This is a genomic window from Microvirgula curvata (assembly GCF_054781615.1).
On record NZ_BAAGUB010000028.1, the window covers coordinates 218,729 to 244,096 of the forward strand.

24 protein-coding genes and 3 tRNA genes are annotated in these 25,368 nt (G+C 66.8%); 18 read left to right on the forward strand and 9 right to left on the reverse strand.

All coding sequences use genetic code 11. The features are described from left to right. Positions 1 to 20: 20 nt before the first annotated feature. The 4 genes from dsbD (at position 21) to ACYVG8_RS12040 (ending at position 2,194) form a co-directional block, all read left to right on the forward strand. A complete protein-coding gene (dsbD, locus tag ACYVG8_RS12025; protein ID WP_028498552.1) occupies positions 21 to 1,841 on the forward strand; it encodes a protein-disulfide reductase DsbD in 1,821 nt (606 codons plus the stop codon). 62 nt (positions 1,842 to 1,903) lie between these two features. After that, a tRNA-Lys gene (locus ACYVG8_RS12030) sits at positions 1,904 to 1,979 on the forward strand. A gap of 32 nt (positions 1,980 to 2,011) precedes the next feature. Then, positions 2,012 to 2,087: transfer RNA gene (locus ACYVG8_RS12035), tRNA-Lys, on the forward strand. Positions 2,088 to 2,118: 31 nt separating this feature from the next. Next, a tRNA-Lys gene (locus ACYVG8_RS12040) sits at positions 2,119 to 2,194 on the forward strand. 6 nt (positions 2,195 to 2,200) lie between these two features. Here the strand turns inward: ACYVG8_RS12040 and hepT are convergent. Together hepT and mntA are read right to left on the reverse strand one after the other, a co-directional pair. Beyond that, a complete protein-coding gene (gene hepT / locus ACYVG8_RS12045; protein WP_051528718.1) occupies positions 2,201 to 2,662 on the reverse strand; it encodes a type VII toxin-antitoxin system HepT family RNase toxin in 462 nt (153 codons plus the stop codon). After that, a complete protein-coding gene (gene mntA, locus ACYVG8_RS12050) occupies positions 2,652 to 3,071 on the reverse strand; it encodes a type VII toxin-antitoxin system MntA family adenylyltransferase antitoxin (RefSeq protein ID WP_036385474.1) in 420 nt (139 codons plus the stop codon). The genes hepT and mntA overlap by 11 nt, the downstream gene beginning before the upstream one ends. A gap of 195 nt (positions 3,072 to 3,266) precedes the next feature. On the opposite strand from mntA, the gene ACYVG8_RS12055 reads away from it, so the two are divergent. The 6 genes from ACYVG8_RS12055 to ACYVG8_RS12080 are packed head-to-tail and all read left to right on the forward strand — an operon-like array spanning position 3,267 to position 9,646. After that, positions 3,267 to 4,931 (forward strand): TIGR04028 family ABC transporter substrate-binding protein, encoded by a 1,665-nt coding sequence (locus tag ACYVG8_RS12055; RefSeq protein WP_460745888.1) that lies wholly within the window; start codon positions 3,267 to 3,269, stop codon positions 4,929 to 4,931. Positions 4,932 to 4,946: 15 nt separating this feature from the next. Next, a complete protein-coding gene (locus ACYVG8_RS12060; RefSeq protein ID WP_112691976.1) occupies positions 4,947 to 5,897 on the forward strand; it encodes an ABC transporter permease in 951 nt (316 codons plus the stop codon). Beyond that, on the forward strand, positions 5,894 to 6,778 hold the full coding sequence (locus tag ACYVG8_RS12065; RefSeq protein WP_112691975.1) for an ABC transporter permease: 885 nt from the start codon (positions 5,894 to 5,896) through the stop codon (positions 6,776 to 6,778). Before ACYVG8_RS12060 ends, ACYVG8_RS12065 begins: the two co-directional genes overlap by 4 nt. Further along, a complete protein-coding gene (locus tag ACYVG8_RS12070) occupies positions 6,775 to 8,418 on the forward strand; it encodes a dipeptide ABC transporter ATP-binding protein (protein WP_460745890.1) in 1,644 nt (547 codons plus the stop codon). Before ACYVG8_RS12065 ends, ACYVG8_RS12070 begins: the two co-directional genes overlap by 4 nt. Continuing rightward, positions 8,415 to 9,041 carry a CMD domain protein gene (locus tag ACYVG8_RS12075; protein ID WP_460745892.1) on the forward strand — a complete coding sequence of 209 codons (627 nt, stop codon included), beginning with the start codon at positions 8,415 to 8,417 and terminating at the stop codon, positions 9,039 to 9,041. The genes ACYVG8_RS12070 and ACYVG8_RS12075 overlap by 4 nt, the downstream gene beginning before the upstream one ends. Further along, the gene (locus ACYVG8_RS12080; RefSeq protein WP_112691972.1) at positions 9,038 to 9,646 is read left to right on the forward strand and encodes an alkylhydroperoxidase domain protein; all 609 of its coding nucleotides are present in this window, start codon (positions 9,038 to 9,040) and stop codon (positions 9,644 to 9,646) included. Before ACYVG8_RS12075 ends, ACYVG8_RS12080 begins: the two co-directional genes overlap by 4 nt. A gap of 76 nt (positions 9,647 to 9,722) precedes the next feature. Here the strand turns inward: ACYVG8_RS12080 and ACYVG8_RS12085 are convergent, their stop codons facing one another. Continuing rightward, entirely contained in the window at positions 9,723 to 11,225 is a 1,503-nt protein-coding gene (locus tag ACYVG8_RS12085) for a SidA/IucD/PvdA family monooxygenase (RefSeq protein ID WP_112691971.1), read from the reverse strand. A gap of 182 nt (positions 11,226 to 11,407) precedes the next feature. Between ACYVG8_RS12085 and ACYVG8_RS12090 the strand changes: the two genes are divergently transcribed. After that, entirely contained in the window at positions 11,408 to 11,728 is a 321-nt protein-coding gene (locus tag ACYVG8_RS12090) for a hypothetical protein (protein ID WP_028498544.1), read from the forward strand. A 9-nt stretch (positions 11,729 to 11,737) separates the two neighbouring features. On the opposite strand, the gene ACYVG8_RS12095 is transcribed toward ACYVG8_RS12090, so the two are convergent. Then, on the reverse strand, positions 11,738 to 12,634 hold the full coding sequence (locus ACYVG8_RS12095; RefSeq protein WP_028498543.1) for a LysR family transcriptional regulator: 897 nt from the start codon (positions 12,632 to 12,634) through the stop codon (positions 11,738 to 11,740). A gap of 101 nt (positions 12,635 to 12,735) precedes the next feature. Between ACYVG8_RS12095 and ACYVG8_RS12100 the strand changes: the two genes are divergently transcribed. Then, positions 12,736 to 13,377, forward strand: a complete 642-nt coding sequence (locus tag ACYVG8_RS12100; RefSeq protein WP_331638703.1) for an NAD(P)-dependent oxidoreductase — start codon at positions 12,736 to 12,738, stop codon at positions 13,375 to 13,377. On the opposite strand, the gene ACYVG8_RS12105 is transcribed toward ACYVG8_RS12100, so the two are convergent. Next, a complete protein-coding gene (locus ACYVG8_RS12105) occupies positions 13,371 to 13,967 on the reverse strand; it encodes a TetR/AcrR family transcriptional regulator (protein ID WP_028498541.1) in 597 nt (198 codons plus the stop codon). The two genes, ACYVG8_RS12100 and ACYVG8_RS12105, sit on opposite strands and share 7 nt — an antisense overlap. Positions 13,968 to 14,034: 67 nt before the next feature. Here ACYVG8_RS12105 and ACYVG8_RS12110 point away from each other — a divergent pair, with 67 nt between their 5' ends. Beyond that, positions 14,035 to 14,490 (forward strand): acyl-CoA thioesterase, encoded by a 456-nt coding sequence (locus ACYVG8_RS12110; protein WP_028498540.1) that lies wholly within the window; start codon positions 14,035 to 14,037, stop codon positions 14,488 to 14,490. Here the strand turns inward: ACYVG8_RS12110 and ACYVG8_RS12115 are convergent. Both ACYVG8_RS12115 and ACYVG8_RS12120 read right to left on the reverse strand, forming a co-directional pair. Further along, complete coding sequence (locus tag ACYVG8_RS12115) at positions 14,480 to 15,427, reverse strand: hypothetical protein (protein WP_460745895.1); 948 nt, start codon at positions 15,425 to 15,427, stop codon at positions 14,480 to 14,482. The two genes, ACYVG8_RS12110 and ACYVG8_RS12115, sit on opposite strands and share 11 nt — an antisense overlap. Positions 15,428 to 15,510: 83 nt before the next feature. After that, complete coding sequence (locus ACYVG8_RS12120) at positions 15,511 to 15,810, reverse strand: Rdx family protein (RefSeq protein ID WP_028498538.1); 300 nt, start codon at positions 15,808 to 15,810, stop codon at positions 15,511 to 15,513. A 131-nt stretch (positions 15,811 to 15,941) separates the two neighbouring features. Here ACYVG8_RS12120 and ACYVG8_RS12125 point away from each other — a divergent pair, with 131 nt between their 5' ends. Together ACYVG8_RS12125 and ACYVG8_RS12130 are read left to right on the forward strand one after the other, a co-directional pair. Continuing rightward, positions 15,942 to 16,496: a YaeQ family protein gene (locus ACYVG8_RS12125; RefSeq protein ID WP_028498537.1), complete on the forward strand. Its 555-nt coding sequence runs from the start codon at positions 15,942 to 15,944 to the stop codon at positions 16,494 to 16,496. Between the two features lie 33 nt (positions 16,497 to 16,529). Continuing rightward, the gene (locus tag ACYVG8_RS12130) at positions 16,530 to 17,168 is read left to right on the forward strand and encodes an alanyl-tRNA editing protein (protein WP_107888883.1); all 639 of its coding nucleotides are present in this window, start codon (positions 16,530 to 16,532) and stop codon (positions 17,166 to 17,168) included. Between the two features lie 30 nt (positions 17,169 to 17,198). On the opposite strand, the gene ACYVG8_RS12135 is transcribed toward ACYVG8_RS12130, so the two are convergent. After that, positions 17,199 to 21,062 (reverse strand): DUF3683 domain-containing protein, encoded by a 3,864-nt coding sequence (locus tag ACYVG8_RS12135; RefSeq protein ID WP_028498535.1) that lies wholly within the window; start codon positions 21,060 to 21,062, stop codon positions 17,199 to 17,201. A 225-nt stretch (positions 21,063 to 21,287) separates the two neighbouring features. Here ACYVG8_RS12135 and hemA point away from each other — a divergent pair, with 225 nt between their 5' ends. From hemA to prfA, 3 genes are all read left to right on the forward strand, one after another. Beyond that, entirely contained in the window at positions 21,288 to 22,538 is a 1,251-nt protein-coding gene (gene hemA / locus ACYVG8_RS12140; RefSeq protein ID WP_107888881.1) for a glutamyl-tRNA reductase, read from the forward strand. Between the two features lie 18 nt (positions 22,539 to 22,556). After that, complete coding sequence (locus tag ACYVG8_RS12145; RefSeq protein ID WP_107888880.1) at positions 22,557 to 23,720, forward strand: hypothetical protein; 1,164 nt, start codon at positions 22,557 to 22,559, stop codon at positions 23,718 to 23,720. 97 nt (positions 23,721 to 23,817) lie between these two features. After that, positions 23,818 to 24,894, forward strand: coding sequence for a peptide chain release factor 1 (prfA, locus tag ACYVG8_RS12150; RefSeq protein ID WP_107888879.1), 1,077 nt, complete (start codon positions 23,818 to 23,820; stop codon positions 24,892 to 24,894). 2 nt (positions 24,895 to 24,896) lie between these two features. Here prfA and ACYVG8_RS12155 read toward each other — a convergent pair whose 3' ends face one another. Further along, positions 24,897 to 25,301 carry a YbaN family protein gene (locus tag ACYVG8_RS12155; RefSeq protein WP_199905570.1) on the reverse strand — a complete coding sequence of 135 codons (405 nt, stop codon included), beginning with the start codon at positions 25,299 to 25,301 and terminating at the stop codon, positions 24,897 to 24,899. Between the last annotated feature and the right edge of the window lie 67 nt (positions 25,302 to 25,368).

Genomic DNA, 25,368 nt, shown 5'->3' on the forward strand with positions numbered 1-25,368 from the left:
ACCACAGAAAAAACCTGCGCATGCCCTCCGTACTGAATCCTAGAACCCTGATCCGCATCGTGCTGGCCTTCGTGCTGGGACTGTGTTCGCTGTCCGCGCTGGCGGTCAATCCCGACGACCTGCTGCCACCGGAACGTGCCTTTGCGCTGACGGCCACCCGGCAGGGTGACACGGTCACGCTCGACTGGCGCATTGCCGACGGCTACTACCTGTACAAGGAGCGCATCCGGGTTGCGACCGAGCCGGTGCTGGAACTGGGGACCACGCTGGCCGACGGCACCCTCAAGCAGGACGCGTTCTTCGGTCGCTCGGAAATCTACCATGGCCGCAGCCAGGCCACGGTGACGCTGCCGGCCGGCGCACCGCGTCCGCTGGTGCTGGTGGTGTCGCAGCAGGGCTGTGCCGATGCCGGCGTCTGCTATCCGCCGGAAACGCGGCGGCTGACGCTCGGCGCCGACGGCGTGCCGGCCGGCGGTGAGCAGGGCGATGACCTGCTGTCGCGCTTCGTGTCGGCGGCCGGTCTGGGCAGTGCGCCGGCCACACCGGCTGCCGCACCGGCAGACACGGGCGGGCTGGCAAAACTGGGCTGGATTGCGCTGCTCGGCAGCTTCTTTGTAGCTGGCCTCGGGCTGGCCTTTACCGCCTGTCTGTATCCGATGCTGCCGATCGTGTCGGCCATCGTCGCCGGCCAGGGTGAGGCGGCGCACGGCTGGCGCGGTTTTGTGCTGGCCATGGCCTATGTGCAGGGACTGGCACTGACCTATACCGTGGTCGGCGTCGCCGCCGGGCTGACCGGCAGTCTGCTGACGGTCTGGCTGCAGCGACCGGAGGTCGCCATCGTGGCCGCCGTGCTGCTGCTGGTGTTCGCGCTGGCGATGTTCGAGGTGATCAATGTGCAACTGCCGGCCAGCCTGCAGGCGAGAATGGCGTCGGCATCGAACCGGATGACCGGCGGACGCCTGCTGTCAGTGTTCGCGATGGGCGCGCTGTCGGCACTGATCGTCGGCCCGTGCGTGGCGCCGCCGCTGGCGGTGGCGCTCGGCTATATTGGCGCCAGCGGCGATGCCGTACGGGGGGGCGCCGCGCTGTATGCGATGGCGCTGGGGCTTGGCGCGCCGCTGCTGCTGCTCGGTGCAGCCGGCGGCAAGCTGCTGCCGAAAGCCGGCGGCTGGATGCAGGCGGTCAAGGGCGTGTTCGGCGTGCTGATGCTGCTGCTGGCGATCTATCTGCTGTCGCCGTGGCTGCCGGCTCCGGTGGCCCTGCTCGGCTACGGCGTGGTGCTGGTCGGTGCGGCGGTGTTTGCCGGCGCGTTCGACGCGCTGCCGGCGGGTCATCATGGCGGCCGCCGATTCCTGAAACTGCTGGGCCTGCTGGCGGCGATTACCGGCGTGATCCAGCTGGTCGGCGGCCTGGCCGGTGCCGACGATCCGTTGCGCCCGCTGCTGCCGCTGACTGCGCGCGCGTCTGCCGCGACCGTCACGGTTTCCCATCCGGCCTTTACCCGGGTGGACAGCCCGGCGGACTGGGAGCGCTTTCTGGCTGCCAACCGCGGCCGCCCGGTCATGCTCGATTTTTATGCCGACTGGTGCGTCAGTTGCAAGGAGATGGAACGGGACACGTTCAGCGATCCGCGCGTGGCCACCGCGCTCGGAAAGTTCGCGCTGGCGCAGGCCGACGTGACCGCCAATTCGCCGGCCCACCAGCAACTGCTGAAAAACTTCGGCCTGTACGGACCGCCGGGCACGATTTTCTTTGACATCAAGGGCATGGAGCGCGACCGGGTCATTGGCTACCTGCCGCCGTCGCCGTTTTTCGACCGGGTGCAGGCGCTGCTGCGCTAGCGTGTCGACAAAAAACACTTGACGAGGTGTCCGGGGGCTCGTTATATTGCGCCCCTCTGTTGGGGTTGTTAGCTCAGTTGGTAGAGCAGCGGACTCTTAATCCGTAGGTCGAAAGTTCGAGCCTTTCACAACCCACCAGTTTCCCCGGCAACGGTTCTTCCGTGGCCGACGGGTTGTTAGCTCAGTTGGTAGAGCAGCGGACTCTTAATCCGTAGGTCGAAAGTTCGAGCCTTTCACAACCCACCAATTTTCCCGGCATCGGTACCCTCGATGTCGTGGGTCGTTAGCTCAGTTGGTAGAGCAGCGGACTTTTAATCCGTTTGTCGCAGGTTCGAGCCCCGCACGACCCACCAATCGCTTCAAGCATCAGGCCTGGTCTTCGTGACCGGGCCTTTTTGTTTTTCATTGTCCGTTGCATGGGCAAGCAGCGCGGCAGTGAACTGCAGAAAATCATCCAGATGCAGGGTGATGATGTTGATCGTGATCGGTACCAGCAGGCTCTGGTAGTCATGAGCGGCAAGATTGCGGAAACCCACCATGCGTTTCAGCTTCCCGGCCAGTCCGGTTTCCAGCCATTCCGCTTGCGCCAGCAAGGTGAACACATCGCGGGCGCTCTGCGGGATGCGGAGTCGTTCGCGCCGGATCAGATGGTGGCCGGCGCCGAGCGCTGCTTCGCAGGCGCGCTGGATATTGAGGACGGCAGCATCCTGGCGCGTGTAATCGGTGTCGAAGCCCGCACCGGCAGCGGCGTACTCCTCGCGGGCACGTCCGACGCAGCGCTCGATCGTGGCGACCTTGTTCAGCAGTACATCATCGACCATATACGCGCCCTTCCGTGGCGATATCGTGCAGCAGTCCGGCCCTTGCCTCATCCAGGGCGATTTTTTCGCTCATGACAAAACACTCGAACAGTCCTGCCTCCGGTTCCCGGGCCCACAGGCGTCGCCCGGTCGTCAGCACCTGATACTGCATGACCGTACTGGCTGCTCTCAGGTCCAGCAGGTCGACTGGCCAGTCGCTCAGTCCGGCCAGCTGTCCGGCCAGCTCCCATAATTGCAGCGGATCGGCGTAGCCGTCGACCAGCACGGCGAGGTCAAGGTCGCTGTCCGGCCTGGCCGTGCCCTGCATCCGGCTGCCGAAGGCATAAATGCCCATTACGCCAGGCAGGGCATCGCGAAGTCGTTGGCACACGGCTTCAAGGCGACTATCTGGCAGGGCTGAATCGGGCATGGGCATCTCCTCTGCTGCATCTTAACGCGCATCCCGTCACTGGGCCCATTGCGGGGGAGGTCCACGCCGTGCGAGCGCGGGGTTGCCTGCACTCTTTTATTCCCATTCCAAATAAACAATCCACTTAATCTGCCAGCAAGGTTATATGGGTCCGGTAGCATGACTTTCCTTCGACTGTTGTTGTCAGGGAAAGAAATGAACGTGTTTTTCAGCAAGCGTACCGGGGTCGTGAGCGCCATTGCCGCCGTGGCCATGGCCGGTCTGGTGGGGGCGTGCTCGAAGCCGGCGGAGGCGCCAGCTGCCGAGGGGGCGGCGCCGGCCAGTGGTGGCACGCTGGTCTATCTGGAGCAGCAGCCGCATACCAGCCTGTATCCGCCGGCGGGGGGCTTCTACCCGAATGGCGGCATCCTGAACCAGATTACCGACAAGCTGACCTGGCAGAATCCGGCCACGCTGGAGATCGAGCCGTGGATTGCCGAGTCGTGGACGGTCAACGACCAGGTGACCGAGTACACGTTCAAGCTGCGCCCGGGCGTGACCTTCTCCGACGGTTCGCCGCTGGATGCGGCCGCGGTGGCGAAGAACTTCGATACCTACGGGCTCGGCAACAAGGTGCTGAAGCAGCCGGTGTCCGAGGCGATCAACAACTACGAGCGCAGCGAGGTGCTCGACCCGCTGACGGTCAGGTTCCACTTCCGCAAGCCGTCGCCGGGATTCCTGCAGGCGACATCGGTCATCGGCTCCGGTCTGGTATCGCCGGCGACACTGGCGCGGCCGTTCGAGGAGCTGGGTGACGCGACGCGGATCATCGGTTCCGGTCCGTTCGTGGTCAGCAGCGAGACGCTGGGCAAGGAGCTGACGCTGACTGCGCGCAAGGACTACCGCTGGGGGCCGGTCAGACTGGCGCATCAGGGCCGGGCGCGGCTTGATGCGATCAAGGTGGTGGTCACGCCGGAGGACAGCGTGCGCATCGGCGCGCTGCTGGCCGGTCAGGCCGGCTTTATCCGCCAGATCCAGGCCTATGACGAGAAGCGGGTGCAGGCGCAGCGGTTCCCGGTGTATGGCGCGGCGACGCGCGGCGTCAACAACAGCATCAACTTCCGTCCCGACAATCCGCTGGTGGCCGACCTGCGCGTGCGCCAGGCGCTGCTGCACGCGACCAATGCCAGGGAAATCGTCCAGACCCTGTACTCGGCCAATTATCCACAGGCGACCTCGGTCATCGCGGCCGGTGCGGCCGGTCATGTCGACCTGTCGGCCAGCCTCGGCTTCGACGACGGCAAGGCAAAACGGCTGCTGGACGAGGCCGGCTGGCTGACCGGTGCCGACGGGCTGCGCCACAAGGAGGGCAAAACACTGGCGCTGACCGCCTACGAGTCGCTGCCACAGCCGCAGAACAAGGAAATGCTGCAACTGGTGGCGCAACAGTGGCGCAAGGTCGGGGTCCGGCTCGACATCGTGGCCGGCGATGCCGGCAGCAAGACCCTGGACAACCTTGATCCGGAAAAGGCGCCGGTCTATCCGACCATGGTCGGCCGTGCCGATCCCGACGTGATCAAGAGCCAGTACTACCCGGGCAACCGCAATGCGCTGCTGCAGAAGGGTGGCGTCAGCGACAAGGTCCGGACCTTCGAAGATGCGCGGCTCAACCGCCTGCTGGACGACATCGCGGCGGAAACCGACCGCAAGCAGCGGCTGGCGCTGGTCGGCGAGGCGCAGCGCTACCTGATCGATCAGGCCTACGTGATCCCGATCTTCGAGGAGCCGCAGGTCTATGCCGGTGCGCCATGGGTCCGCGATACCACCTTCGAGGCGGTCGGCCGGCCGAGCTTCTACACCACCTGGCTTGCGCCGCACTGACCGGAAGGAGCCTGCATGTCGACAAGCCATTCCCTGCCGGGCCGGCTGGGCCAGGCGCTGCTGGTGCTGTGGGCGACCTTCACCCTGTCGTTCCTGCTGCTGCAGGCGCTGCCCGGTGACGCGATCCTGATCAAGTTCCTGAATCCGGACCTCGGACTGAGCCCGGAGCAGGTGGCCGACATCCGTGCGTCCTACGGGGCGGACAGCCCGCTGGCGGAGCAGTACCTGCATACGCTGGTCAACTTCCTCGGCGGTCATTTCGGCTACTCGGTGCAGGCCGGCGTGCCGGTCAGCCAGAGCCTGGCCACCAGCCTGCCGCCGACGCTGCGCCTGGCCGGGCTGGGCTTCCTGCTGGCGGCGGCGCTGGCGGTGGTGCTGGCCGTCCTGTCGACCACTGCGCGTGGCGCGTGGCTGCGCGAGGTCATCCGTTCGCTGCCGTCGCTGTTCATTTCGGTGCCGGTGTTCTGGCTTGGCATCATGCTGATCCAGGTGTTCTCGTTCCGGTTCGGGCTGATTCCGGTCATCAATCCCGGCCCGTGGGAAGGGCTGGTCCTGCCGACACTGACACTGGCACTGCCGATTTCGGCGCCGCTGGCCCAGATCCTGATGCGCAATATCGACGAGGTGCTGACGCAACCGTTCGTCGCCGTGGCGCGGGCCAAGGGCGCCACGCGCAACGGCGTGCTGTGGCGGCACGTAGCCCGCAATGCGGTGCCGCCGACGCTGACCATGGCCGGCATCCTGTTCGGTGAGTTGCTGGCCGGCGCGGTAGTCACCGAGGCCGTGTTCGGTCTCAACGGCCTCGGCAGCCTGACCCAGCAGGCGGTCGGCAATCAGGACACGGCCGTGCTGCAGGCCATTGTCGTGTTTTCCGCCACCGTCTTTGTCGTTATCAACCTGATCGTGGATCTGTTGCTGCCGGTGCTCGATCCCCGATTGCGCCGCGAGGCGGGAGCCGCATCATGAATACCCCCCTTCTGGCGCGTGTCGCGCTGACCTCTTCCGGCGGACGTGCCGTCCGCCCTGTCCTGCAGCGTGCCGCAGCCCGGCTGCGCCGGGTGCCGCCGACGCTGGCACTGGCCTGGCTGGTGATGCTGCTGGTCGCACTGTGGGCGCTGGCGCCGGGCCTGTTCACGCCCCACAGCGCGACCCAGGGCGTGGCCGGCCAGCAACTGCTGGCGCCCGGCGCCGGTCATCTGCTGGGCACCGATGCGCTGGGGCGCGATCTGTATGCCCGGCTGGTGTACGGCGCCGTCCATTCTCTGTCCGGCGCCTTTGTCGCCGTGGCGGTGGGGCTGCTGTTCGGCACCCTGCTCGGGTTGATTGCCGGTGCGCTCGGTGGCCGGACCGATGCCGTGATCATGCGCATCGTCGACGTCCTGCTGTCGGTACCGGCGCTGCTGCTGTCGCTGAGCATCATCATCCTGCTCGGCTTCGGCACCCTGAATGCGGCCATTGCCGTTGGCGCCGCCTCGGTGGCCAGCTTTGCGCGGCTGGCGCGCTCGGAAAGCGTCCGCGTGCGCCGTTCGGATTATGTCGAGGCGGCATTCGGCAGCGGGGGCCGCTTTTCCGCCGTGCTGTGGCGGCATGTGCTGCCCAATTCGCTGACCTCGGTCATCGCGCTGGCGGCACTGCAGTTCGGCTCGGCCATCCTGTCGATCTCCACCCTGGGCTTTCTCGGCTACGGCGCTCCGCCGCCGACGCCGGAATGGGGGCTGCTGATTGCCGAGGGCCGCAACTACATCGCCAGCGCCTGGTGGCTGACGACGGTACCCGGCCTGCTGGTGGTGGCGGTGGTGGTCGCGGCCAACCGCATCAGCGTGGGCATGAGAAAGGAGTTGTCATGACGGTTCCGGTGCTTGAACTCGACCAGGTGTCCATCAGCTATCGCGATGGTGACCAGTGCCGGCGCGTGGTGCACGAGGTGTCGTTCTCGGTCGGTCCCGGCGAGGTGGTGGCCCTGGTCGGCGAGTCCGGCTCGGGCAAGACCACCACGGCGCAGGCGGTGATCGGCCTGCTGGCCGGCAATGGCCGGCTGGAGCAGGGCGCGATCCGGCTGAATGGCACCGATATCGCCGGCTGGTCGCCGGCGCGCTTCGACAGCATCCGCGGCCGCGTGCTCAGCCTGATCCCGCAAGACCCGACCAGTTCGCTGAATCCGGTACTGACCATCGGCGAGCAGGTGGCGGAAATCCTGCGCATTCACCGTCACGGCGACCGCAAGGCGATCGCCGCCCGGGTCATTGAACTGCTGGCCCACGTCGGCCTGCCACAGCCGGAGCGACGTGCCCGCCAGTACCCGCACCAGTTGTCCGGCGGCATGAAGCAGCGGGTGCTGATCGCGATTGCCATTGCGCTGCGGCCGGCGCTGATCATTGCCGACGAGCCGACCAGCGCACTGGATGTGACGGTGCAGCGGCGCATCCTCGACCTGATCGACTCCCTGCGCCGCGAGCAGGGCACCGCCGTACTGCTGGTGACCCATGACCTCGGCGTGGCGGCCGACCGCGCCGACCGGCTGGTGGTGATGCAGAACGGTCGCATCCAGGAACAGGGCCCGACGGCCGCACTGCTGCGCAATCCGCAAAGCGCCTATGCCCGCAAGCTGCTGGCCGATGCCCCGTCGTTGTCGACGACGGCGTTCCGGCCCGCCGTGTCCGGTGATGACGACGATATCGCCATCGAGGTCGATGAACTGGTGCACGAATTCGCGTCGGACGGTCGCCATGACCGCTTCCGTGCGGTCGACCGGGTGTCGTTCCGTGTCCGCCGTGGCACGACCCACGCCATTGTCGGCGAGTCCGGCTCCGGCAAGACCACCACCCTGCGCAATGTGACCGGCTTCCTGCGCCCGACATCGGGCCGGGTGCGGATCGACGGCATCGATCCGGCCACCCTGCGCGGTGAGGCGCTGCGGCAATTCCGCCGCCGGATCCAGCTGGTCTACCAGAACCCGTTTACCTCGCTCGATCCGCGTCAGACCGTGTTCCGCATTATCGAGGAGCCGCTGCTCAATTTCGAACCACTGCCGCGCGCCGTACGCGAACGCAAGGTGCGCGACATGCTGGCGCGGGTCGGCCTGCCGCCGGCGGTGCTGGCGCGCTATCCGCATGCACTGTCCGGCGGCCAGCGCCAGCGGGTGGCCATTGCCCGTGCACTGGTGCTGGACCCCCGGGTGCTGGTGCTGGACGAGGCGGTGTCGGCGCTCGATGTCACGGTGCAGGCGCAGATCCTCGACCTGCTGGAGACCCTGCAGCGCGACCTCGGCCTGACCTATCTGTTCATTTCCCACGACCTGGCAGTGGTCAGGCAGATCGCCGACACGGTGTCGGTGCTGCATGGCGGCCGCCAGGTCGACTGCGGCCGGGTCGAGGACGTGTTCCTCCGCCCCGGCAGCGACTGCACCCGCGAGCTGCTGGCCGCCATTCCCGGTCAGGGCCATCCGCGCCCTGTCCTTCATCCTTCACCTTGCCTGGAAGCCGCATGACCTTATCTCCCCCTTCCGATGTCATTGACCAGCTGGCCGGCGTCCTGCCGGGCGACGCCATCGACCGATTGCGCTCGCAGCGCCCGCAGGCGCGACTGCACGCGCAGCAGAGTTATCTGGCGCTGTTCGCGCCGGCCGCGCCGGTGCCCGGCCAGGTTGATGCCGATGAACGTTTTGCCATTGCCGCCTTTGTCGCCGCCCTGCATCGTCAGGGCGATGCTGCCCGCTTTTACGCCGACGCCCTGGCGCAACGGGATGCCGGGCTGGCGGTCGCTGTCGCGGCCATCGCGGCGCAGGCGGCAGGCCAGGGCCCGTACGGGCACTATCCGGCCGGTCCGCTGAGCGTCGAGGATGTCGACGGGCCGCGCTGGCGGGCCGACCCGGCGCAGTGCCTGCTGCTGGGCGAGCGCCTGGCGGCGGGTTTCGGGCATGCGCACCTGCTGGTGTTCCATCCGCGTGACGCGGCAGCGGCCGATCTGCAGGCACTGCTCGACACCGGCTGGTCGGCGACCGACATCGTCATCCTGGCGCAGATCGTGGCCTTCCTGGCCTTCCAGATCCGCGTCGTTTCCGGCCTGCAGGTCCTGGCCGCCCACCTTTCCCCGCAGCGAGCCCTGGCATGACCGACACCCTGCTGACCCATCCGGACAACCGGCCGCCGCTGGCCTTTACCCGTGAGCAACTGGAATGGCTGCCGTGGCTGGAGCCGCTGCCGGAAGCGGAACTGACCGATCGTCACCGCGCCGGGCTGGTCGATGCCGCCCGGGCCAGGTCGGCGTACTTCCGCCTGCTGGCGCGCGACCCGGACACCCTTGGCGCGCGCACCCGGACCGACAAGGACATTTTCTACAACCCGGATGCCGGCCTGCCGCGCGCCGAGCGCGAACTGTCGGCCGCGGCGACATCGCGCTACAACGGCTGCCTGTACTGCGCGTCGGTCCATGCGCGCTTCGCCGCCCATTTCTCGCACCGTGACGACGACGTGCAGCGTCTGCTCGATGACGGCGTGAGGGCGGATCTGGGGGAACGCTGGAACGCCATCGTCGCCGCATCGATCGCGCTGTCGGCCACCCCGTCGACCTTCGGTGCGGCGGAGACCGCACGGCTGCGCGCGGCCGGGCTGGACGACCTGGCCATTGCCGACGTCATCCATGGCGCCGCATTCTTCAACTGGGCCAACCGGCTGATGCTGAGCCTGGGCGAGCCGGAGGCGCCGGCCGTCGTCTGAGTACTGCGGCATTCACACCAATGGCCAGGCCCGCATCACCGGATGCGGGCCTGGCCATTTTTCATGCTGCGTGCGGTTACGACACCAGCTCGCTGTCGTCCTCGTAGGCCGGGAAGGTGGCCGGCGCCCATTCATTGCCGAGCAGCTCCGGATCGTCATAGTGCTGCAGCGCGGCGAAGTGCAGCGGCGCATCTTCCAGCAGCAGACTGGCGGCCAGCCCCTCGGCCAGGCGCTGGGCGCCGACACTGATCTGAGGGATGTCGCCGGCACCGGCGCCCTGGGACAGGGCGGCCGGGTAGCAGAAGGCATGGATGCGTTCCAGACCGGGGCAGGCGCCATCGGTCTTCTGCCGGAACTCGAACAGGCTGCCCACGTCCGGCGAACCGGCCAGCTCGGCGTCTTCCAGCCCGGCCGGTGGCTGGTAGCGGTCCTGCCACAGTCGCACATGCGGCGCGATGGCGGCGTATTCCGGCCGCTGCTGCCAGTCGGTGCGGAAGCCGGTGCAGAAAATCACGAAGTCGGTCGCCAGCGGTCCCCGGGCGGTGTCCAGCCGCAGGGCGCCGTCGGCCCGCTGTGACGCCGAGCGCACCGGTGTGCCGAAATGGAAATGGGCATTGGCATGGCGCGACACGCGCAGCGTGCTGTTGTGCGGTGGCGGAATCTGCTGCTCGTTGATGTAGTGACGCCAGCGCCATTTCCACTCGTCGGCCAGTTGCCAGTAGCCGTGCAGCATGCCCGGGCTGCCGGCACCCTTGCTTTTGTTGATGCGCGGCAGGTCATCGCGGCGGATCAGCAGATCGACGCGCGCGGCACCGGCTTCCAGCGCGGTGGCGGCGCTGTCCATGGCCGAGGCGCCGCCGCCGATGACCACCACCCGCCGGCCGCGCAGTGCGGCGACGTCGTAGTCGTCCGAGGAATGGGCCCGGCGGTCGCGCGGCAATTGTGCGGCCCAGTCCGGCAGCCAGGGGCCGCCGAGGCCGTCATGGCCGGTGGCCAGCACCACATGCCGGGCCAGTACTTCATACGGCCGGTCCTGCTGCTGCTCGTCGCGCAGCTGCAGCGAGACCAGCTTGCCGTCCGCGCGCGGTCGCACGTCGACCACCCGCTGGCGGTTGCGTACGTCCAGCTCCAGCACGCGGCGATACCAGCGCAGGTAATCCATCCACTGCAGGCGCGGAATCTTGTCCAGGGCCTGCCAGGCCGCCAGTCCGAACTGCGCTTCGTACCAGGCGCGGAAGGTCAGGGCCGGCAGACCGAGCGCCGGGCCGGTCAGTTCCTTTGGCGAGCGCAGGGTTTCCATGCGCGCCGTGGTTGCCCACGGCCCCTCTAAACCCTGCGGCGCACGGTCGAAGGCAATCGCCTGGATGCCCTGGTGCTTGAGCGCGGCGGCCAGCGTCAGCCCGGCCATGCCGCCACCGATGATGGCCACGTCGAGCACGCCGCGTCCGCGGGACGGTACCCAGGCTTTTGCCGGGCGGCACAGCCAGTCGAGATCCTGTCGCAGCCGGGCTTCCAGTGCGTCGAGGGAGGGGGGGTGTGGCCACGACGATGGCGTGGCGGCGGGGGAAATCGGGGTCATGACGCGTTCGGTCCGGATGCAGAATTCAGGTCCGTGATCATTCGCTGCCCCCCGGCAAACGACAAACATTTAAAAATGCTGTGCAAATGAAGGAAATGCACAAGCCGGTGGCGGCCGGGGCTGCCGATTTGTCTGCCGGCGGGGTTCTGCTACAGTGATTCCTCTTTCTCCAGGGCCCCGCCATGATCCAGAAACTTTGCCTCGCCGGACTGCTGGCCGGCGCCACGCTGGCCGTCCATGCGGCCAATCCGCCGATTGAAGACCAGATCTATCGTGCCCAGGTCGTGTTCCAGCAGGCACGCGACGGCATGAGCAATGCCGAGCGTCGCCTGCAGACCGCCACCACGGCCAAGGACACCGCCGACAAACGGCTGATCGATGCGCAGAATGCGCAACAGACGGCGCAGAACGAATTGTCCGCGGCGCAACTGCAAATGGAGCAGGCGCGCCGCAACTATGACGCGGCCTCGCAGCAAGTGAACACGCTCTGGCAGCAGCGCTGAGCGCTGGCGTCAGCCTGCCTGCCGGGCGAAATAGTCCTGCAGCGCGGCGATGGCGTGGCGGACCTTGGCCGGCTGTGCGTCCCGGCGCGGCGTGACCGCGTAGATGCCCATCTGCGGCAGGCTCCAGCCCGGCAGCACGCGCACCAGTTCGCCGCGCGCCAGCTCGTTGCGGATCTCCGTTTCCGGCTGCACCGACAGCCCGAGCCCGGCACAGGTGAAGGAACGTACCTGCAGGATATTGTTGCTGCGGACCCGGGGTTCGACCCGCAGGGTGAAGGTCTGGCCATCCGGACCGCTGAAGCCGGGCATCTGTGCGCCCTGACCGACATCCAGCAGCAGCCAGGTGTGCCGGACCAGCTGTTCCGGCGTCAGCAAGGGCGGATGGCGTGCCAGGTAGGCCGGTGAGGCCACCAGCAGGCTGTCGCAGCGCGCCAGCTGGCGGGCGATCAGGGTCGAGTCTTCCAGTTGCCCGACCCGCAGTGCGAGATCGATGCGCTCGCCGATCAGGTCGATGCGTTCATCGCTGACGATCAGGGTCAGGGTCAGGCCGGGGTTGGCCGCCAGCAGCGGCGCCAGCGCGTCGCTGATCATCCGGCCGACAAAACCGACCGGGGCAGTCATGCGCAGCTCGCCGTTCAGCGTGTCGCGCAGCTCGGCCAGCCGCGTCCGGGCCCGCCGTGCCGCCGCCAGCATGTCGGCGCAGCCGTCGTAGAACATCTGCCCGGCCTCGGTCAGGGTCAGCTTGCGCGTGGTGCGGTACAGCAGGGTGACCGCACAATCGCGCTCCAGCTGGGCGATCTGCTGACTGACTGCCGACGGCGTGATGCCGAGCACGCGCGCGGCGGCACGCATCGATCCCTGCTCGACCACGGTGGCGAAGATCGCCATGCTGCGCAGCGCGTCCATTGTTAAGTCCTGCTAAACAGATAAAGCGAATGTCGACGGCTAATCAGCCCGGTGTCAAGGGTCTACCATGCATCATCACCTGGAACTTACCGGAGACATTCATGAAAATCGCCCTGATCGGCGCCACCGGCTTTGTCGGCACCGCGCTGCTGACCGAATTGCTGCAACGTGGCCATCAGGTGACGGCCCTGGTCCGTCACCCGGAAAAGCTGCCGCAACACCCACAACTGCATGCCGTCCGTGCCGATGCGCAGGATGCGGCGCAGGTCGCCGCCGCCGTGGCCGGCCACGACGCCGTGCTCAGTGCCTTCAATCCTGGCTGGGGCAACCCGGATATCTACGCCCAGTTCGTCTCCGGTTCGCGCGCCATCGCCGCCGGCGTCAAACAGGCTGGCGTCGCGCGTTACCTGGTGGTCGGCGGCGCCGGCAGTCTGGAAATCGCCCCGGGCGTGCAACTGGTCGATACCGACGATTTTCCGGCCGAATGGAAGCAGGGTGCGCTCGGTGCGCGCGACGTGCTGACCGAATTGCGTCAGGAAAGCGTGCTCGACTGGGTGTTCCTGTCGCCGCCGGTGTTTCTGGAACCGGGCGCGCGCACCGGCCAGTACCGCGTGGGGGGCGACCAGGTGCTGATGGGCGAAGCCGGTCCGGCACGAATCAGCGTGGCCGATCTGGCAGTGGCACTGGTCGACGAGGCGGAAACGCCGCGTCACCATCGTCAGCGCTTTACCGTCGGCTACTGATCGCCAGGCCGGGCGGCGATCACTCGCTCGAAGCCGCGCTGCGCCAGGTCGATGCCGCGCGGGTCATTGAGCAGGCGCAGGTCGTGATGCGCCGCATACAGCAGCCCGCGCAGCTCGAAGGCGGCCTGCACACAGTCGAAAGCCGGCGGCAGCTCGCCGCTGGCGATCGCCAGCTCCAGGGCGCGGATCAGTGCATCACGCTGCCAGATCTGGCCGTCGACCAGTGCGGTGCGGATCGGCCCCGGCTGGTCGTCGAACTCGGAGGCGGCAGCCAGCAGCGGGCAACTGCCGGCAAACGGGCCGTGCGCAATCCACTGCAGCCAGCCATCGAACAGCGCGCGCAGGCGCACCAGACCGCGCGGATGCGCCAGTGCCGGGCGCACGATATCGTCGACAAAGCGCGCCTGCACGGCGCGGACGGTGGCCAGTTGCAGCTCTTCCTTGGACCCGAAGTGGGCGAACAGGCCGCTTTTCGACAGGCCGCTGCGTTCGGCCAGCGCACCCAGCGTCAGACCGGAGATGCCGACTTCGCTGGCCAGATCGCTGGCCTGGCGCAGAATCAGCGCCCGGGTGTCATCGCCCTTGCTCATAAATGGCTTGCCCTTTCGTTCCGTCTCACATAAAAATAGCACGACCGTTCTTTTTTGGAGGCCGTTCATGTCCCGATACCACAAACAGGTCGAGATCCGCTGGTCGGATATCGATGCCAACCAGCACATGCGGCATACCGCCTACGCCGATCTGTGCACCCATACCCGCCTGGAGTGGCTGCAGGATGCCGGCTTCGGTGCGGACCGCTTTTTCCAGCTTGGATTCGGTCCGGTCATTTTCAAGGAAACGACCGAATATCTGCGCGAAGTGAAACTCGGCATGCGACTGGATATCGACGTGGTGCTGGTGGCCTCGTCAGCGGACCATCAGCGCTGGGTGCTGCGTCAGCAGATGGTGCGCGACGACGGCAAGCTGGCGGCGCACTACGAAGTCGCCGGCGCGTGGCTGGACCTGTCGACGCGCAAGCTGACCACCCCGCCGGCCGAGCTGCAGGCCATCTTCGATGACATGCCGCGCAGCGAGGATTATCACGAACTGCCGCTGTCGCGCGTCAAGCCTTGATATTGATGCTGATGCCGGCGCCGGACATCGACTCGTTCAGCGAGGCGAGGATCTTGTCGGCATCGCGCGCCGAAGCGTCGTTCGGCGCGGCGCGGCGCACATCCTTGACCATATTGCGCAGCATCTGCATGACTTCGCGGATCTTGGCCGCATCTTCCGGCGACAGGTTCAGCTTCTTTTCACTGGACGGCGACAGCGAAATCCGCGAGGTCTGATCAGTGCCGGCGGCGCGGTTCGCGTCCTGCTCGGCCTGGGTGGCGGTGGCGCCGGCGGTGCCTGCCGCAGCCGCAGTGGCGGCTTCCTTGCCGGTGTTGTCGCCGCTGCTGCCGTCTTCCTCGCCGCCCTCGTCGCTGGTGGCGGCAGCCGGCTCGCTGTCGACCGGCACCTCGGCGGCGGCCTGCGCGGCAGCCTCATCGCCTGCGCCGGCGGACTCGCCACCGGTCTCGGCCGCTGCGGCGGCTGAGGCCGCGCCGGAGGCATCGGCACTGGCGCTGGCCGACGCCCCGCCATCGCTGCTGCCACCGGACACGCTGCCACTGCTGGCCGACGACGAGTCCCCGCTCGACTGGCCGAGCTGCTGGGCAATCTGCTTGAGCTCGCGCGCCATTTCCTTCAATTGCGGCGCCATGGCCTTCTTCTGTGCCGGCGTCATGCCGATCATCAACTGGCGCATCAGGCGCACGCGTTCCTTCAACTGCTCGAGCCGCTGGCGTGCCATGGCCTTGGACTGCTCGCTGGCCTGACTCCTGGTGGTGCGACTCAGCGTGTTCAGCGACAGACTGGCCTTGCGTGCCTCGTTGCTCAGCGTGACACGCACATCCTCGACCAGCGGCGCCAGCACACTCTGGCGTTGCGCCTGCGCCGATGCCGTCGCGTCGGTTTTGGCACTGGCGCTCTGGGCGGCGGTCGTCTGGGCGGTGTTGGTGTTGATCAGCATGGCATTCTCTAGCTGTTTCCAATATCCGCTATATCGACCACATGGCACCATTCTTGGGCGTCAACTGCTGGCCGGTCCCGATTTCAGTCGGCTTCGGCCTTGCCGGGCCGGTCGCTGTGGCCGAGCGGGCGGTCCGGAAACAGGCGGTCGCGCACGCGCTGCTTGATGGTCTTGATATCCGGAAAGCCGTCTTCTTCCTTGCGATCCCATAGCTGCTCGCCATCGAGCAGAATGCGGAACAGCCCGCCGCGCGCGGGAATCAGCGCGACTTCTGCCAGTTCGCCGTCGCTGAAGGTGGTCAGCAGTTCCTGCGCCATCCAGCCGGCGCGCAGCAGCCAGCGGCACTGGGTGCAATAGTGGATTTCCAGTCTGGGGGATGGCATGGCGGCTCCGGAATGACAATATCAGGGTGGCAAACCCTGCCACGGAAGCCGGGAACGCGCCAGCATGGCACACAAGACAAGGCGGCAAGCCGCGCGGACCGGTAAACTCGATCTTTTGCCCGGAAGTCCCCATGGCGCTCAAAGCCACCATTTTCAAAGCCGATCTCGATATTTCCGACATGGATCGGGGCTATTACGCCAGCCACAGCCTGACGCTGGCCCGTCATCCGTCGGAAACCGACGAACGGATGATGTTGCGACTGGCCGTGTTCGCGCTGCACGCCAGCGAGCGGCTGGCCTTTACCAAGGGCCTGATCGCCGATGACGAGCCCGAGTTGTGGCAGAAGAACTACGGCGACGAGATCGAACTGTGGATCGATCTGGGCGAGCCGGACGAGAAGCGGCTGAAAAAAGCCTGCGCCCGCGCCGACCGGGTCTGGCTGTACTGCTATGGCGGGCGTGCCGCCGACGTCTGGTGGCAGGGCATGCAGAGCAAGGTCAGCCGGCTGGAGAACCTGACCGTGATCAGCATCCCGCCGGACACGCTGGCCCAGCTGACCACGCTGACCCAGCGCGGGATGCAGTTGCAGGCGACAATCCAGGACGGGCAGTTGTGGCTGGCCGGCCCGGCGCATTCGGTACTGGTGGAAGGCGAAGTCTGGCAGGGCGACGCCGAACGACGATAGGAAAAAGCGGGCACAGGCCCGGCAGGAGCGAGCATGACCGTAAAGGCATTCTGGCAGGACCCGTACTGCACCGGGCTCGACACCCGCGTGGCGACGGTAAACGGCAACGAGGTGACCGTCGAGGCGACGATCTTCTACGCGGAGTCGGGCGGGCAGGAAAGCGACAGCGGCACACTGGCCGGGCTGCCGGTGCTGGCGGCACGCAAGGCCGGGCGCGACATCGTGTATACGCTGGCGGACGGGCACGGGCTGAACGCCGGCGACCCGGCCCGGATCGAGATCGACTGGGACCGGCGTTACCGGCTGATGCGACTGCATTTCGCTGCCGAGATCGTGCTGGAGCTGGTCAGCGCCCGGGTGCCGGGCATCGGCAAGATCGGCGCTCACATTGCCGCCGACAAGGCGCGCATCGACTTTCTGCATGACAGCAATATCAGCGTGCTGTTCGCCGCGCTGGAACCGGCCCTGGCGAGCCTGGTCGCGGCCGATCAGCCGATCGTCAGCGCCTTCAGCGACGAAGCGGCCGAGCGGCGCTACTGGGAAATCGCCGGCGTCGGCCGGGTGCCCTGTGGCGGCACCCACCTGCGCCGTACCGGCGAAATCGGCCGGATCACGCTGAAACGCAAAAACGTCGGCAAAGGCAAGGAACGGATCGAGATCTTCGTCGATTGAGTGGCCCGGAGGCCACCCGATCGCACCGGTCTACAGCAGCACCCGTTCCACGCCGCCATCGCGGGCCCGGGCGACATAGTCGGCCATCCAGTTGTCACCGAGCACCGCCTTGGCCATTTCCACCACGATATAGTCGGCTTCAATGCCGGTGCTGTCCTGATAGCGCGACAGCCCCTGCAGGCAGGACGGGCAACTGGTCAGGATCTTGACCTGTTGCGCCGCTTCGCCGGCCTTTTCCGCCGCGATATCGCGCGCCCGGTTGATCTCCTCTTCCTTGCGGAAGCGGAGCTGGGTCGACACGTCGGGGCGCGACACCGCCAGGGTGCCGGACTCGCCGCAGCAGCGCTCGCTCTGCACCACGCCGCCACCGAGCAGACCGTTGACGGTCTTGATCGGCTGCTGGGTCTTCATCGGCGTATGGCACGGGTCGTGGTACAGATACTGCACCCCGGCCAGTCCCTCAATGTGGACGCCCTTCTCCAGCAGGTATTCATGGATGTCGATGATGCGGCAGCCGGGGAAGATCTTGTCGAACTGGTACTTGTCGAGCTGGTCGTAGCAGGTGCCGCAGCTGACCACCACCGTCTTGATGTCGAGGTAGTTCAGCGTATTGGCGACGCGGTGGAACAGCACGCGGTTTTCCGTCGTGATGACGTCGGCCTTGTCGCCGTTGCCGGTCGCGTTCTGCGGATAGCCGCAGCACAGATAGCCGGGCGGCAGCACGGTCTGGGCGCCGACATGCCACAGCATGGCCTGGGTGGCGAGGCCGACCTGGCTGAACAGCCGCTCGGAGCCACAGCCGGGGAAGTAGAACACCGCCTCGCTGTCCTCGGCCGCCTGCTGCGGATTGCGGATCACCGGCACCACGGCCGGGTCCTCGATGTCGAGCAGCGCGCGGCTGGTCTTCTTCGGCAGATTGCCGGGCATCGGCTTGGTAAAGAAGTGCACCACCTGCGCCTTGACGTCGGGGCGGCCGACCGTGGCCGGCGGCGCCTCGATAACCGAGCGGGTCAGCCCCAGCGAACCGGCAACCTTCACGCCCAGCCGCTGCGCCTTGTAACCGAAGCCGATCATCGAACGGCGCAGGGTCTTGATCGTCGCCGGGTCCTTGGCGTTCAGGAAGGCCATGGCGGCGAAGGTGCCGGGATTGAACTTCTTCTTGCCGGTGCGGCGCAGGAAGTTGCGCATGGCGATGGTGACATCGCCGAAGTCGATCTTGACCGGACAGGGGTTCGCGCACTTGTGGCAGACGGTGCAGTGGTCGGCCACGTCGGACAGCTCGTCGAAATGCTTGAAGCTGACACCGCGCCGGGTCTGTTCCTCGTACAGGAACGCCTCGGTCAGCAGGCCGACACCGAGAATCTTGTTGCGCGGCGAGTACAGCAGATTGGCGCGCGGCACATGAGTTGCGCACACCGGCTTGCATTTGCCGCAGCGCAGACAGTCCTTGACCATGTCCGAGATCGAGCCGAGCTCGGACTGTTCGAGAATCAGGCTTTCCGCGCCGAGCAGTTCGAACGACGGCGTATAGGCGTTCTTCAGGTCGGCGCCGGGCAGCAGCTTGCCCTTGTTGAAGCGGCCGTGCGGGTCAACCCGCTGCTTGTACTCGACGAACGGGCGGATTTCCTCGTCGGACAGGAACTCCAGCTTGGTGATGCCGATGCCGTGTTCGCCGGAAATGACACCGTTCAGCCCGCGCGCCAGTGCCATGATGCGTTCGACGGCGCGATGGGCGGTCTGCAGCATCTGGTAGTCGTCGGAGTTGACTGGCAGGTTGGTGTGCACATTGCCGTCGCCGGCGTGCATGTGCAGCGCGACGAACACCCGGCCACGCAGGATGCGGGCGTGGATGGCGCGGATCGCGGCGAGAATGGACGCATCGGTGTTGCCGCCGAAATGCGCCTCGAACTCGGCCAGCAGTTCGCGCTTGAAGCTGACGCGCAGCAGGAAGTCGCGCATCGCGTGGAATACCGTATGCGGCGGTTCCGGCGGGGTGACCGGCTCCAGCGGCGCCTGCGGATAGCGCTGGCGGTAGTCGTCGAACGGGGCATCGAGATGGTCGAGGACCCACTGCCAGCGGGCGCGGGTCTCGGCAATCAGCGCCAGCGCGGTTTCACGCCGATCGCCGATCAGTTCCAGGCTCGGCAGATCGGTGCCGAGCTTGTCGACCGGCAGCCGGCTGTGGAAATACTCGGTCAGTTCGTCGAGCAGGCGCAGCTTGTTGCTCAGCGACAGCTCGATATTGATGCGTTCGATGCCGTCCGAATAATCACCGAGACGCGGCAGCGGGATCACCACGTCCTCGTTGATCTTGAAGGCATTGGTATGGCGGGCGATCGCGGCCGTGCGCGAGCGGTCGAGCCAGAATTTCTTGCGCGCTTCCGGCGTGACGGCGATGAAGCCCTCGCCGACGCGGGCATTGGCGATGCGCACGATGCGGCTGGCCATGTCGCCGACCGCGTTCTCGTCGTCGGACACGATGTCGGCCAGCAGCACCATTTTCGGCCGGCCACGACTCTTGGCCTTGGTCGCATAGCCGACGGCGCGCACATAGCGCCAGTCCAGATGTTCGAGACCGGCCAGCTTCACGCCGGCAGCGTCGCCTTCATGGCCCGGCTTGAACAGGTCGGTGATCTCGACGATGGCCGGCGTCGCCTGGGCCACGGTGCCGAAGAACTCCAGGCAGACGGTGCGGGTGTGCGCCGGCATCCGGTGCAGGATAAAGCGGGCCGAGGTGATGATGCCGTCGGTGCCTTCCTTCTGCACGCCGGGCAGGCCGGCCAGGAACTTGTCGGTCACGTCCTTGCCGAGCCCGACCTTGCGGAAGGCCTGGCCCGGGATGTCCAGTTGCTGTTCCGACAGCAACTGCTTGCCGTCCGGCGTATGGCGGGTCAGGCGGAAGCTGGCCATTTCGGCATCGTGGATCTTGCCGAGGTTGTGGCCGATACGTTCGACCAGCAGCCAGTTGCCGTCCGGGTCGACCATGCGCCACGACGCCAGGTTGTCCAGCGTGGTGCCCCACAGCACGGCCTTCTTGCCGCCGGCGTTCATCGCCACGTTGCCGCCGATACAGGACGCCTCGATCGAGGTCGGGTCGACCGCAAACACCAGCCCGGCGGCGTCGGCCGCCTCGGCCACCCGCTTGGTGACCACGCCGGCACCGCACTGAATGGTGGCGACCGGCTGGTCCAGCCCGGGCAGGGTCAGGTACTCGACGCCCTGATGGCGGTCGAGCTTCTCGGTATTGATCACTGCCGCGAACGGCGTCAGCGGAATGGCGCCGCCGGTGTAACAGGTGCCACCCCCGCGCGGGATGATGGTCAGCTCCAGCTCGATACAGGCGGCGACCAGGCGGGCGATTTCTTCCTCGCTGTCCGGATTCAGCACCACGAACGGGAATTCGACCCGCCAGTCGGTGGCGTCGGTCGCGTGCGACACGCGGGCGAGGCCATCGAAACAGATGTTGTCCTTGCGGGTGATGCCGGCCATGCGCTTCAGGATCTTGCGGCGCAGTGCGTCGGCCTGGTCGAAACCGGACTCGAACGCATCGACGGCGGCCTCGGTGCCGGTCAGCAGGCGGCCGACCTTCTCGTTGCCGGCGCGGCGCTTGGACACTTCGGCCAGCCGGTGGCGCATGGCCTCGACCAGCAGCGTCAGGCGCTGGCGGTTTTCCAGCAGGTCATCCTGCAGGTACGGGTTGCGCTGTACCACCCAGATGTCGCCGAGCACTTCGAACAGCATGCGCGCGGAACGGCCGGTGCGGCGTTCGCTGCGCAGTTCGTCGAGGATGTGCCAGCCCTCCTCGCCCAGCAGTCGGGCAACAATCTCGCGATCGGAGAACGAGGTGTAGTTGTAAGGTATTTCGCGCAATCGGTGGACTTCGGGGGCAGTCATCGGCGGGGGGGCGGCGTGGCGTGAAAAATGGGCACGATTCTAACCGATTGTTGCAGCGCGAAAAACTGCATGTGAAAAGCGGTTTCTCCGGCAACGATCAGCGACCGGGTCGATAATGACGTCAGCGCCGGCTGCCGCTGCGCGCTTCGACCGGCATAACCGGCGTGCTTACGCTAGAATGTTTGCCCTTACCCATTCGTCTTCATTCACTCAAGACCAGCGTACATGTCGCTCGTAGCCTTCGGCCTCAATCACCAGACCGCGCCTCTCGCCATCCGCGAGCAGCTCGCCTTCCCGGCCGAGCGGCTGCGGGACGCGCTGTCGGGCATGGTGGGCGCGCACGCAGCGAACGAAGTGGCGATCCTGTCCACCTGTAACCGCACCGAGATCTACTGTAACGCGCCGGATGTGCGCGATACGCTGGCCTGGGTGGCGAACTACCACCAGCTGCCGGTGGACCGGCTGGAGCCGTACCTGTACGTGTACAACACCGAGGCCGCAGCCCGGCACGCGTTCCGCGTGGCGAGCGGGCTGGACTCGATGGTGCTGGGTGAAACGCAGATTCTCGGCCAGATGAAGGACGCCGTGCGCGCGGCGGAAACCGCCGGCAGCCTCGGCACCCTGCTGAACCAGCTGTTCCAGCGTACCTTCGCCGTGGCCAAGGAAGTCCGCAGCCAGACGGCGATCGGGGCGAACTCGGTGTCGATGGCCGCCGCCGCCGTGCGGCTGGCCGAGCAGATTTTCGGCTCGATCCGCGACCTGAACGTACTGTTCATCGGCGCCGGGGAGATGATCGAACTGGTCGCGACCCACTTCGCCGCACACACGCCGCGCGGCATGACCATCGCCAACCGGACGCTGGAGCGCGGCGAAAAACTCGCACGCCAGTTCGGCGCCCGTGCCGTGGTGCTGAACGACCTGCCGGACATTCTCGCCAATCACGATGTGATCGTGACCTCGACCGCGTCGCCGCTGCCGATTCTCGGCAAGGGCCTGGCCGAGCGCGCGATCAAGCTGCGCCGCCACCGGCCGATGTTCATGCTCGATCTGGCGGTGCCGCGCGACGTCGAGGCCGAAGTCGGCGAGCTGGCGGACATTTTCCTCTATACCGTCGACGACATTGCCCAGGTGGTCGAGTCCGGTCGCGAGGAGCGGCGGATGGCAGCGGAAGCCGCCGAGGCCATCATTACCGAGAAAACCCGCGAATTCGTCAGCTGGATCGACAGTCGTCGCGCCGTCCCGGTGGTGCGCGCGCTGCGCGACCATGGCGAGCGGGTCCGCCGGCATGCGCTGGACGCGGCAATGAAGCGGCTGGCCAGGGGTGAATCGCCGGAAGCCGTGCTGGAAGCCCTGTCCAGTCAGCTGGCCAACAAGTTGCTGCATGCCCCGACCACGGCCCTGACCCAGGCCAGCGGCGGCGAGCGTGACCATCTGATCGACACCGTGTCGCGTCTTTACGATCTGCACGCCGACTAGCCCAACCGGTTTCCGCCCATGCCCAAGATTCGCTCGCTCTGGCTTCTCTGCCTGCTGCCCCTGCTGCACGCTCCGGCCATCGCCGCGCCGCTGCTGCTGGAAGGCCGCGTCGGCGATGCGCCAGTGCTGATGGAACTGGACTGGAACGCCCAGAACGAAGTCGAGGGGCGCTATTTCTATCGCAAGTTCCGCAAGGACATCGTGCTGGCCGGCCAGCGCAACGAGGCCAGCGGCGAGCTGAAACTGGTCGAGCAGGCCGGCCGCGAGGCCAGCCGCCGCCAGCCGGCGCTGGTGCTGCATCCGGCCGGCGGCAACCGCTTCCAGGGCCGCTGGCAGGACCATGGCAAGACGCACAAGGTCACGCTGGCACCGGCACGGCTGCCGGACGGCGACCGCGACAGCCCCTATCTGCACCGGCTGCGGGTCCGTTCGCCGTATGACTTCCTGCGCCTGGCCGACCACCAGTTCAACCGGGGCAGCCACGAGCGTTTCATGGGCTACGGCCTGCAGTGGTGGAAGGACCCGTGGAGCGGCAGCAGCATGTTCCAGCTGACTGACGGCTGGTCCGAAGGCGACCGCAAGCGGATCAACCGCCTGCTGATGAACCGGTTGTGGCAGAGTGTCGGCAATTATTACGAATGCCAGCTTGGCGGCGCGCGCAGCCACGGTGGCGAGATGACGCAGAAGGTCACGCCCCGCTTCATCAATCCGGCCGTGCTGAGCCTCAGCGTGTTCAGCCGGTATGATTGCGGCGGCGCGCATCCGGATTTCGCCGACAATCCGATGACGCTCGACGTCGCCAGCGGTCGCGAGCTGGATCTCGAGGACATCCTCTGGCTCGGTCGTGGCAAGCCGGTACGCTATCTGCGTGGCGGCAACGGCCATACCCGCGATTTCGATGCGTTCTCCCGCTACCGGGACAAGCAGTTCGCGCCATGGGTGGTCGACCACTTCAAGAGCCTGTATCCGAAAATGATGATGCCGACGGCGAAGGACGACGAATGCAACTACGCCGACCCGTCGGTGTGGCAGTTCGTTTCGTGGTACCTGACGCCGAAGGGCGTGTACCTCGGTCCGTCCTTCCCGCGTGTCGCCCGTGCCTGCGAGTACCCGGACTGGTCCGTTGTGCCGTACCGGCTGGTAAACCGGCATCGTGGTCCCGCCAGGGTCCGCCTGCCCTGAGCCCCCGTTTTCTTCATTCACCTGCCCGATGCCCGCATCGGGCGACGGTCCGCCGCCGGCGGGTCGTCTTTTGCGTTCACTCGCAGCAAACGCCCACATGAAACCTTCCATTGCCGCCAGACTGGCACAGCTTGCCGACCGACTCGATGAAGTGACCGGTCTGCTGGGCGAGCCGTCCGTGACCGACGACATCGACAACTACCGCAAGCTGACGCGCGAACACGCCGAGCTGACCCCGGTGGTTGAGCAGTACCTGGCCTTCCGCCAGGCCGAATCCGACATTGCCACCGCGCGCGAGCTGCTGTCCGACCCGGACATGCGCGAACTGGCCGAAGCCGAGCTGGCCGATGCCGACGCGCGGATCGATGCGCTGGAGCGCGAACTGCAACGGCTGCTGCTGCCGAAAGACCCGAACGACGAACGCAACATCTTCCTCGAAGTGCGCGCCGGCACCGGTGGCGACGAGGCCGCCCTGTTTGCCGCCGACCTGTTCCGCATGTACTCGCGCTATGCCGAACGCAACCGCTGGCAGGTCGAAATCGTCAGCGCCAGCGAGAACGACCTTGGCGGCTACAAGGAAGTCATCGCCCGCATTGCCGGTTTCGGCGCCTACTCGCGGCTGAAATTCGAGTCCGGCGGCCACCGCGTGCAGCGGGTGCCGAGCACCGAGACCCAGGGGCGCATCCACACCTCGGCCTGCACGGTGGCGGTGATTCCGGAAGCCGACGAGCTGGAAGAGGTGAACCTGAATCCGGCCGATCTGCGCATCGATACCTATCGCGCCAGCGGCGCCGGCGGTCAGCACATCAACAAGACCGACTCCGCCGTTCGCGTCACCCACTTGCCGACCGGCATCGTCGCCGAGTGCCAGGACGACCGGTCGCAGCACAAGAACAAGGCACGGGCGCTGGCCGTGCTGGCCGCCCGCATCGCCGACGTGCAGCGGCGCGCGCAACAGCAGAAGGAAGCCGCCGAGCGCAAGAGCCTGATCGGCTCCGGCGATCGCAGCGAACGCATTCGCACCTACAACTTCCCGCAGGGCCGGGTGACCGACCACCGCATCAACCTGACGCTGTACAAGCTCGATCAGGTAATGGATGGCGATCTGTCCGAACTGACCGACGCGCTGACCGCCGAGCACCAGGCTGAACTGCTGGCCGCACTGGGCGAATGACGTCAGTCATCCCGCCCGACGGCGGCGCCGGCCTGTGCCGGCGCCGCCGTCGTTTCCGGCAGGCGCCATAGCCAGCCACCGACCACGAGCCAGGTGAGCAGCAGCATCAGTACCAGCCACGGGCGCTGCTGGACGATCCACATCGACGTCCACATCGATGCCGTCATCAGCAGCAGGCCCAGCCGCTTGGCGCGGCGCGGTAGCGCGCGCCGGGTTTCCCAGGCGATGACGATCGGGCCGAAAGTGCGGTGACCGAGCAGCCAGCGATGGAAACGCGGCGAGGCACGCGCCCAGCAGGCAGCGGTCAGCAGCACGAACGGCGTGGTCGGCAGCAGCGGCAGGAAAATGCCGAGGATGCCGAGGGCGAGGCTCAGCCCGCCCGCAAGCATCAGCAGTGGGCGCAGCAGGTGTCGGGATGAAACGGGAAGCGGTCGCACGCCGTCTTTCTACCTTGGCCGGTGCGGACCGGCAAGC

Coding starts and splice junctions, on each gene's coding strand:
- ACYVG8_RS12065 (WP_112691975.1), top strand. CDS start 5,894: ATGAATACCCCCCTTCTGGCGCGTGTCGCGCTGACCTCTTCCGGCGGA.
- ACYVG8_RS12070 (WP_460745890.1), top strand. CDS start 6,775: ATGACGGTTCCGGTGCTTGAACTCGACCAGGTGTCCATCAGCTATCGC.
- ACYVG8_RS12115 (WP_460745895.1), bottom strand. CDS start 15,427: ATGCTGATCAACACCAACACCGCCCAGACGACCGCCGCCCAGAGCGCC.
- dsbD (WP_028498552.1), top strand. CDS start 21: ATGCCCTCCGTACTGAATCCTAGAACCCTGATCCGCATCGTGCTGGCC.
- ACYVG8_RS12145 (WP_107888880.1), top strand. CDS start 22,557: ATGCCCAAGATTCGCTCGCTCTGGCTTCTCTGCCTGCTGCCCCTGCTG.
- ACYVG8_RS12135 (WP_028498535.1), bottom strand. CDS start 21,062: ATGACTGCCCCCGAAGTCCACCGATTGCGCGAAATACCTTACAACTAC.
- mntA (WP_036385474.1), bottom strand. CDS start 3,071: ATGCCCGATTCAGCCCTGCCAGATAGTCGCCTTGAAGCCGTGTGCCAA.
- prfA (WP_107888879.1), top strand. CDS start 23,818: ATGAAACCTTCCATTGCCGCCAGACTGGCACAGCTTGCCGACCGACTC.
- ACYVG8_RS12090 (WP_028498544.1), top strand. CDS start 11,408: ATGATCCAGAAACTTTGCCTCGCCGGACTGCTGGCCGGCGCCACGCTG.
- ACYVG8_RS12060 (WP_112691976.1), top strand. CDS start 4,947: ATGTCGACAAGCCATTCCCTGCCGGGCCGGCTGGGCCAGGCGCTGCTG.
- ACYVG8_RS12120 (WP_028498538.1), bottom strand. CDS start 15,810: ATGCCATCCCCCAGACTGGAAATCCACTATTGCACCCAGTGCCGCTGG.
- hepT (WP_051528718.1), bottom strand. CDS start 2,662: ATGGTCGATGATGTACTGCTGAACAAGGTCGCCACGATCGAGCGCTGC.
- ACYVG8_RS12130 (WP_107888883.1), top strand. CDS start 16,530: ATGACCGTAAAGGCATTCTGGCAGGACCCGTACTGCACCGGGCTCGAC.
- ACYVG8_RS12080 (WP_112691972.1), top strand. CDS start 9,038: ATGACCGACACCCTGCTGACCCATCCGGACAACCGGCCGCCGCTGGCC.
- ACYVG8_RS12110 (WP_028498540.1), top strand. CDS start 14,035: ATGTCCCGATACCACAAACAGGTCGAGATCCGCTGGTCGGATATCGAT.
- ACYVG8_RS12085 (WP_112691971.1), bottom strand. CDS start 11,225: ATGACCCCGATTTCCCCCGCCGCCACGCCATCGTCGTGGCCACACCCC.
- ACYVG8_RS12055 (WP_460745888.1), top strand. CDS start 3,267: ATGAACGTGTTTTTCAGCAAGCGTACCGGGGTCGTGAGCGCCATTGCC.
- hemA (WP_107888881.1), top strand. CDS start 21,288: ATGTCGCTCGTAGCCTTCGGCCTCAATCACCAGACCGCGCCTCTCGCC.
- ACYVG8_RS12105 (WP_028498541.1), bottom strand. CDS start 13,967: ATGAGCAAGGGCGATGACACCCGGGCGCTGATTCTGCGCCAGGCCAGC.
- ACYVG8_RS12095 (WP_028498543.1), bottom strand. CDS start 12,634: ATGGACGCGCTGCGCAGCATGGCGATCTTCGCCACCGTGGTCGAGCAG.
- ACYVG8_RS12125 (WP_028498537.1), top strand. CDS start 15,942: ATGGCGCTCAAAGCCACCATTTTCAAAGCCGATCTCGATATTTCCGAC.
- ACYVG8_RS12100 (WP_331638703.1), top strand. CDS start 12,736: ATGAAAATCGCCCTGATCGGCGCCACCGGCTTTGTCGGCACCGCGCTG.
- ACYVG8_RS12075 (WP_460745892.1), top strand. CDS start 8,415: ATGACCTTATCTCCCCCTTCCGATGTCATTGACCAGCTGGCCGGCGTC.